3 protein-coding genes are annotated in these 7,247 nt (G+C 74.3%); 2 read left to right on the forward strand and 1 reads right to left on the reverse strand.

Going from position 1 to position 7,247, the window contains the following annotated elements; genetic code table 11:
• Window positions 1-1,838: 1,838 nt before the first annotated feature.
• Complete coding sequence (locus AAHZ94_RS25055) at window positions 1,839-2,522, reverse strand: bifunctional DNA primase/polymerase (RefSeq protein WP_349995410.1); 684 nt, start codon at window positions 2,520-2,522, stop codon at window positions 1,839-1,841.
• 983 nt (window positions 2,523-3,505) lie between these two features.
• On the opposite strand from AAHZ94_RS25055, the gene AAHZ94_RS25060 reads away from it, so the two are divergent.
• On the forward strand, window positions 3,506-5,203 hold the full coding sequence (locus tag AAHZ94_RS25060) for a SpoIIE family protein phosphatase (RefSeq protein ID WP_502964773.1): 1,698 nt from the start codon (window positions 3,506-3,508) through the stop codon (window positions 5,201-5,203).
• Between the two features lie 447 nt (window positions 5,204-5,650).
• Complete coding sequence (locus AAHZ94_RS25065) at window positions 5,651-7,108, forward strand: aminopeptidase P family protein (RefSeq protein ID WP_349995413.1); 1,458 nt, start codon at window positions 5,651-5,653, stop codon at window positions 7,106-7,108.
• Window positions 7,109-7,247 lie beyond the last annotated feature (139 nt).

The following is a 7,247-nucleotide window of genomic DNA, read 5'->3' on the forward strand; positions in this document are numbered from 1 at the left end:
GGACGCGCGCGGGCGCCTGGTGGCGGCCCCGACGGCTGGCGGGGCCCGTCGCGGCGCCTGGCGGCCCGTGTGCGCCCGGCGAACGGTGCGCTGGCGCCCCGAGGGCCCGGCAGCGGCGTCCGGGGCGAGAGGGCCGAGAACGACGCGCGGCCGGCTCCGCCGCACCCACCCCGCCCCACCGCACACCCCACCGCCACGCCACGCCACGCCCCACCTCGCCGCATCCCGCCCCGCCTCGCCGGGCGCCCCCACCGCGCCTTCGCCCCGTACGCGTCGGCTCAAGCGCCGCACGAGGCGTACGCGGCCCCGTACGCAGCGCACACCAGGCGGAAGCCGGGGGCCGGGCCGCGCGGGGTCCGGGGGCGGGGTGGGTGCGGCGTTTCGCGGTGGGCGGGTCGGCGGGCAGGGGTGGCTCGGGGCGGCGGCCAAGGAGGTTGGTGGGGCCGGGCGTTCGGTGGGGGCCGGTGGGGCGAGTGCTGTCGCCGCCGGGCCGTGGCTGGCGGGGCGGTGGGTGGTGGGCGGGATGTGGCAGGCGGGCGGAGGCTCGTACGACCGCAGGCCGGCCGTCGGGGACGCCGTGTTCGGGGTGTCCCGCCGAACGCGGCGGGTTCGTCCCAGGCGTCACGTGAGCCACTGGAGCCCCAGTCCAGCCTGACTGGAGGGACGATATTGAGCCAGTACCGGAGAGTTCGATGCTGGGGTCAGCGACCTCAGCGTGGCGCGATCATGTTTCTACTCTCCGTAACCGTCACCTTCCGTGACGCCCTCCGGCCCGCCGGGTGGACGGAGGGCCTCCGGTCCGCCGGAGGCGCGCGGTCCGGCCGCCCACAGCGAACGGGCCACCCGCGGACGCCATCGGGCCCGCTACTTCGATGCATCGGGCATTCAAGAACGAAAGGCAGCCGTGGAACAGGCGTGCCGGCGCTGGCACCCGGTGTCGGCCTGCCGGTAGGCCGATCCGCACAACCGGCCCGCCCCCGGGGTCCCGCGCGGCCGACCGTCGCGCCGTGCCCGGCCGGGCACGCTCCGGCCGCCGAACCGTCGTACGCCGCCGTACGTCCCGGCGTCGTACCGCCGGCTGCCAAGCCCCCACCGCCCGAAGGCCCGATGGGGCACACCGCCGCCGTGGGCGCCCGACGGCCGGAGGCCGGGCGGCTGGCGGGTCCACTCGGCCCGAAGGACGCGCTGCCGGCGGTGCGCGGCGCGGTGCCGGCGGCGGAAAACGTACGCGGGGTGGTGCGGGCGCGGTACGGGTGGGCCGTGGAGTGGTTCGGGACGCCGCCGGCACCCTCGCGCGGGGGCGGCGGCGCAGAAGCGGAACCCCGAGCCGAGCCGTACCGGAATCTCGTACCGAAACCCTGAGCTGGTCCGGAACCACCCCGTCCGGCCAGCCCGGCCCCGGCCCGGTCCCACCCGGCCCACCGACGGCACGGCACCTCGGCCAGCGCCCCACACCCGCACAACAGCCACCGCCGTCGGCACCCCCGCGGCCTGCGCCCCGCACCCGCCCGCGCGGACGACGAGCGCCCCACCGCCCCATCGGCCCGCCACCCCACAGAGCCCTCGGCCCATCGGCCCATCGCCCCGGCGGCCAGCCGCCCCCGCCCCCGCCCCCGAAACGCCCCAAGGCGCGTCCCGGCGGATCGCGGGCGCGCCTTGGTTCTCGTTCTGGTTCTCGTTCTGGTTCGCGTATTCGTACGCGTACTCAGCGGAGTCTTGCCGGAGAGGGAGGTCCCGCAAGTCGCCGTGCTGTTGTCGTGCTGTTGTCGTGCCGTCGTCGCCGTCTTCGTGGTGTGAGCCCGCCCCGGCACCCCCGCACGCAAGCGCGCGCTGCTCGTTCAGTAGGCGAGTTCGTTGCTGCTGCCGCCGGGGGCACTGGCACTGGCTTCGACCAGGGCATCGGCGACGGTGCTGATCTGCGGGAGCCACGGGCGCAGGGTGCCGCGGGCGGCCGGACGCGGGGCCCGCTCCCAGCGCACCTGGCCGGCGCCGATCTGGGACGGCGGCAGCGCCACGTACCCACCGTCGCCGTGGAAGCGCAGCGAGCTCGGCACCCAGTCCTGGCTGTGCAGCAGCTCGCCGAGTTCCTCCAGCGAGTACGGGGCGACCAGCAGCGACCAGCGGGTCGGGGTCGCGACGACGGGGCCGATGGTGACGCCGGCCAGGTCGAGCGCGGCGACCGCGCGGGCGCCGGCGACGGCGGGCAGGCTGACCGCGCACGGCGCCTGGTTGCCGGTCGCGAGGATGATCGGCGCGGTGGGCCGGTTGGTCCACCACCAGCGCACCATCCGGGCGTCGGTGGTCGCGGCGAGCAGTCCCGGGTCGAACGGGTGGGCACCTGGCACCACGCAGTCCGGGTGTGGGCAACTGCACTCGCCGGGCCTCCCACCAGGGGGAATGCCGGCTCCGGGAAGGATCGGCCAGCGCCATTCGGTGGCGCAGGTGAGCGCCGCGCCGAGCAGCTCCGTCCTCCTGCCGCGCCGCATCGAGAACTTGCGTCGCTTACCGGGGATCTCGCGCATGAGCGCTCGTTCCTTTCCGTGAACGCCGAGGGCTGCGGACTGCCCCGCGGGGCAGCGGACGTTTCTCATCTCCATGGCATCGCTGGTCCGGGCGACGCATGGCACTGCGGTGGCACTGCTCAGACGGTGGCACTACTGGACACTGCTGGCACTTCAAGCACTTCTGGCACTTCGAACGCTGCGCTCTGCTCGCAGCATCGCTTCACTTCGCTTGCGCGGTGCGGCGTCGAACCGACGCCGTCGATCACATTTCGTGAACTCATGTCACTGCACGTGCGGGGGGTGTGCCTCTCCCCAACCGTGCCACCCGAGGAGCCCCCTGCGGCCGAGCATGGACCGTGGCGAGGGGTGGCGTGCGCTGCGCGCTTGCCCGCTCTTACTCAGTGTGCGTCCCCCGCCACCGCTGAGGGTGGGCTCGACCGTCATCGATGAAGACGCTCGGACCCGCGATGGGGTTCCGGGTCGACCCAACTACCCCCGCCCTTCAACAAGTGCATACCCGCCGAAGTGGGTATGACGCGCTGCCGGATGACGACAGTCGACCGCAATTTGACGACTCGGAGGGCATTTTCCAGACAACTTCGATTCGCCACAGACACCACCAACCCCACCTACCCAGTGCTAGACATCGCCTGACGGGTACGTGTACATGTGGAGCATTCATAGCGGCGCAACATGACATGGGGGTTTGCAATGCTATTGAGAAGAATGCCCCTGCCTTCCGAACCCGCTCTCTGGGTCATTAAAGCGCCAGGAATCCGAAAAAAGACGGGCACTTCCCCCGATCCGCAGTGCGACATCGGCGGCCGGCCACTATCCAGCACCGGGCGTGGTCAACCATGACGGCGCGGAGACTTCCAAAAGCGGCTGGAATCGATTCATCTCTTCCGGGACCCTCTCACAATCCCGAGCCCGCTCCAGCGGCGCCTTCCCCACGCACCGGCGGCGCTGCATCGGCGCACCAGCAGGCCACGTCACCCTCCGTGCTCGACGCGGGCCCGCTGCCCGCCACCAGCACGCCGTACACCGTCGTCCAGGACCGGCTCGCGGGGTGGGTGTCCGACCTCACCACGCTGCACGAGCTCACCGAGCGGCTCGCGCACGCGACCACGCTCGACGACGCGCTGCGCGAGTTGCTGCGCGCGGGCGCCGCGCTCGTCGGGGCGCAGCGTGGCATGGCCGCCCTGGAGCCCGCCGACGGGCTCGGCCCCGCCCTCACCATCGGGCTCGGACTCGGCCACGCGGAACTGGGCCACATCGAGACCATCCCGCGCGCCTCGGGTTCCGTCGGCCGCCTCCTGGACGGGCTGCCCGAGCCGGCCGCCGGCGCGAACGGCGGCACCCGCGGCGCGGCGGGAGACCCCGACACCCACACCGCACCTGGTGCCGCCGGCACCCACCCCACGACCGGCACCCGTGCCGCCCCCGGCGCTCCCGGCACCAGTCCCGGCGCCCCCACCGCAGTCGGGAGCTGGCCCACCGAGGACGCGCACCCCGACATCGCCGGCGAGGACGACCTCGATCCGCGCCACCGCGAGGTGGCCGCCCGGCTCGGCTACGCCGCCAGCTATGCGCTGCCGCTGGAGGCCCGCGAGCAGCAGCCGACCGGGTACGGCAGCGGGTCGGCGACCGACCCCGCCACCGGCGACCCCGCCACCGGGACCGACACCACCGCCGGAGCCGGGCCCGCCGCCGACCTTGACCCCACCGCCGGGCTCGCCCCCGCCACCAGCCCCAACCCCACCGCCGGGGCCCGCGCAAGCCGCACCCTGGCGACGGTGGAACCACCCGCCCCACCGCGCGGCCGGCTCGGCGCCGTGGTCTGGCTGTACGACGAACCGACCGAGCCGACGGCACGCCAGCGGCACCTAGTCGGCCTCTACACCAGGTACGCGGCCGAGCACATCGCCCGGCACGTCGAACTCCACCGCGACCGCCGTACCGTCGCCACGCTGCGCGAAGAGCTGCTGCCCAGCCGGCTGCCGCGGGTGCCCGGCGTCCGGCTCGCCGCGCGGCACCACACCGGGCCGTTCGGCGGCGGCCACTGGTACGACGCGCTGGCGCTGCCCGACGGCGCGCTCGGGCTCAGCATCGGCGGGGTCACCGGCGGCGGGCCGAGCGCGGTCGCGGCGATGGGCCGGCTGCGCGCCTCGCTCCGCGCGTACGCCGTCCTCGAAGGCGAAGACCCCGTCGCCGTCCTCTCCGACCTGGAACTCCTGCTCCGTCTGACCGAGCCGGCGCGCGCGGCCACCGCGCTCTTCGCGTACTGCGAACCGGCCCACCGGACGGTGGTGCTGGCCGGGGCCGGGCACTGCCCGCCGCTGCTGATCGGCGCGGAGCGGACGCGGTACGTGGAGACCTCGCTGTCCGCGCCGCTGGGCATGCTCGCCTGCTGGGAGGCGCCGAGCGTGGGCGTCTCGCCGGAGCCGGGCGACACGCTGCTGCTGTTCAGCGACGGGCTGCTGCACCGCACCGGCGCGCCCATGGACCGGGCGTTCGCCCAGGTGCACGCGGCGGCGGCGAGCGTGCCGAAGGCCGCCCTGCACGACCCGGACGCGGTGGTCGACCACGTCCTGCGGACGGTGCTCGCACGGTCGGACACCGGCCGGGGCGGCCCCAGTGGCACCTCGCTGACCAGCGGTGACGAGGACATCGTGCTGCTCGCGGCGCGCTTCGACTGATCGGTGGGGCGACGGCGCGGCAGGTCGCGCGAGACGTCCGGATCGGGGTGGGTCCGGCGGCCGGCCGGTGGCCCGGCCCGGGGCGGCGGGGGGCCTGGCGGGCAGGTCGGGACGGACCCGGCGGGCATCCGGGGCGCGGTGCCGGGGCGCCCGGCGTGCGCCACCAACGCCCGGCCGCGGGTGCGGTGTGCGGCGGCGGACCAGGTCAGCGAGGTGGTGCACGGGGTGGCTGCGCGGCCGGACCCGGGGCGGCAGGCCGCCCGTACCGAACCACGGCCAGCCGCGGTCCAGACCAACGCTGCCGTTCCCTGATTCCCCGCGTGAGCTGCTGTTTTCGGTCCTCTGCTCATCGATGGTGCCGGGCCCTCCGAAGTAGGTGTCGCTCACACATACGATGGAGAAGGTCCCCAGGCCCGAGGCCGGGGCGGTCCAGTTCGAGGAGGAGACGTGACCGAGGAGCCCACTCCGGAGACCCTGGAGAGCGACAAGCCGATCAAGCAGCGCAGGAACACGCTTTACCACGGCGTGTCCGACGAGCTCGCCACCAACATGCAGAGCGGTTGGGCCGACACCGAGTTGCACGATCTGCGGCCGATCCCGCAGGTCGAGCACACCGCCCGGCGCCGCGCCGCGCTCTCCGCCCGCTTCCCGGGCGAGCGGCTGGTGATTCCCGCGGGCAACCTCAAGACCCGCTCGAACGACACCGAGTACGCCTTCCGCGCCTCCAGCGAGTACGCGCACCTCACCGGCGACCAGACCCAGGACGGCGTGCTGGTCCTGGAGCCGACCGGGGCGAGCGGCCACACCGCGACGCTGTACCTGCTGCCGCGCTCCAACCGGGAGAACGGCGAGTTCTGGCTCGACGGCCAGGGCGAGCTGTGGGTGGGCCGGCGCAACAGCCTCGCCGAGGCCTCGCAGCTCTACGGCCTGCCCTGCGCGGACGTGCGCGAGGTCGCGGAGAAGCTGACCGAAGCATCCGGGCCGGTCCGCGTCGTCCGCGGGCACGACGCGGGCATCGAGGCGGCGCTGACCGACAAGGTCACCGCCGAGCGGGACGCCGAACTGCGCTCCTTCCTCAACGAGCTGCGCCTGGTCAAGGACGAGTTCGAGATCGGCGAGCTCCAGAAGGCCGTGGACTCCACGGTGCGCGGCTTCGAGGACGTCGTACGCGTCCTGGACAAGGCCGAGGCCACCTCCGAGCGCTACATCGAAGGCACCTTCTTCCTGCGCGCCCGGGTCGAGGGCAACGACATCGGTTACGGCTCGATCTGCGCGGCCGGCCCGCACGCCACCACCCTGCACTGGGTGCGCAACGACGGTGCGGTGCGCCCGGGCGAGCTGCTGCTGCTGGACGCCGGCGTGGAGACGCACACCCTCTACACCGCCGACGTCACCCGCACGATGCCGATCAACGGCACGTTCACCGCGCTCCAGCGGAAGATCTACGACGCGGTGTACGCGGCGCAGGAGGCCGGCATCGCGGCGGTCAAGCCGGGTGCGAAGTACGTCGAGTTCCACGAGGCGTCGCAGCGCGTGCTCGCCACCCACCTCGTGGAGTGGGGCCTGCTCGAAGGCCCGGTGGACCGGGTGCTCGAACTCGGTCTCCAGCGCCGCTGGACGCTGCACGGCACCGGGCACATGCTCGGCATCGACGTGCACGACTGCGCCGTCGCCCGCCGCGAGACGTACGCCGACGGCACCCTGGAGCCGGGCATGTGCCTGACCGTGGAGCCGGGTCTGTACTTCCAGGCGGACGACCTGACGGTGCCGGAGGAGTACCGCGGCATCGGCATCCGCATCGAGGACGACATCCTCGTGACGGAGGACGGCAACCGGAACATGTCGGCCGCGCTGCCGCGCACCGCCGACGAGATCGAGCTGTGGATGGCCCGCCTGAAGGGCTGACCCGACGGGCCCCGACGGGACCCGACACTCCCAGCACGACGGCCACCGGGGCCGGGGGGCGCCCCCCCCCCCCCGCGGGCGCCCGGGGGGGGGGGGGGGCGCGGCGGCCGGGGGGGGGGGGGGGGGGGGGGGGGGGGGG

It is taken from the genome of Streptomyces sp. HSW2009 (genome assembly GCF_040240285.1).
Classification (GTDB): domain Bacteria; phylum Actinomycetota; class Actinomycetes; order Streptomycetales; family Streptomycetaceae; genus Streptomyces.

Coding starts and splice junctions, on each gene's coding strand:
- AAHZ94_RS25055 (WP_349995410.1), bottom strand. CDS start 2,522: ATGCGCGAGATCCCCGGTAAGCGACGCAAGTTCTCGATGCGGCGCGGC.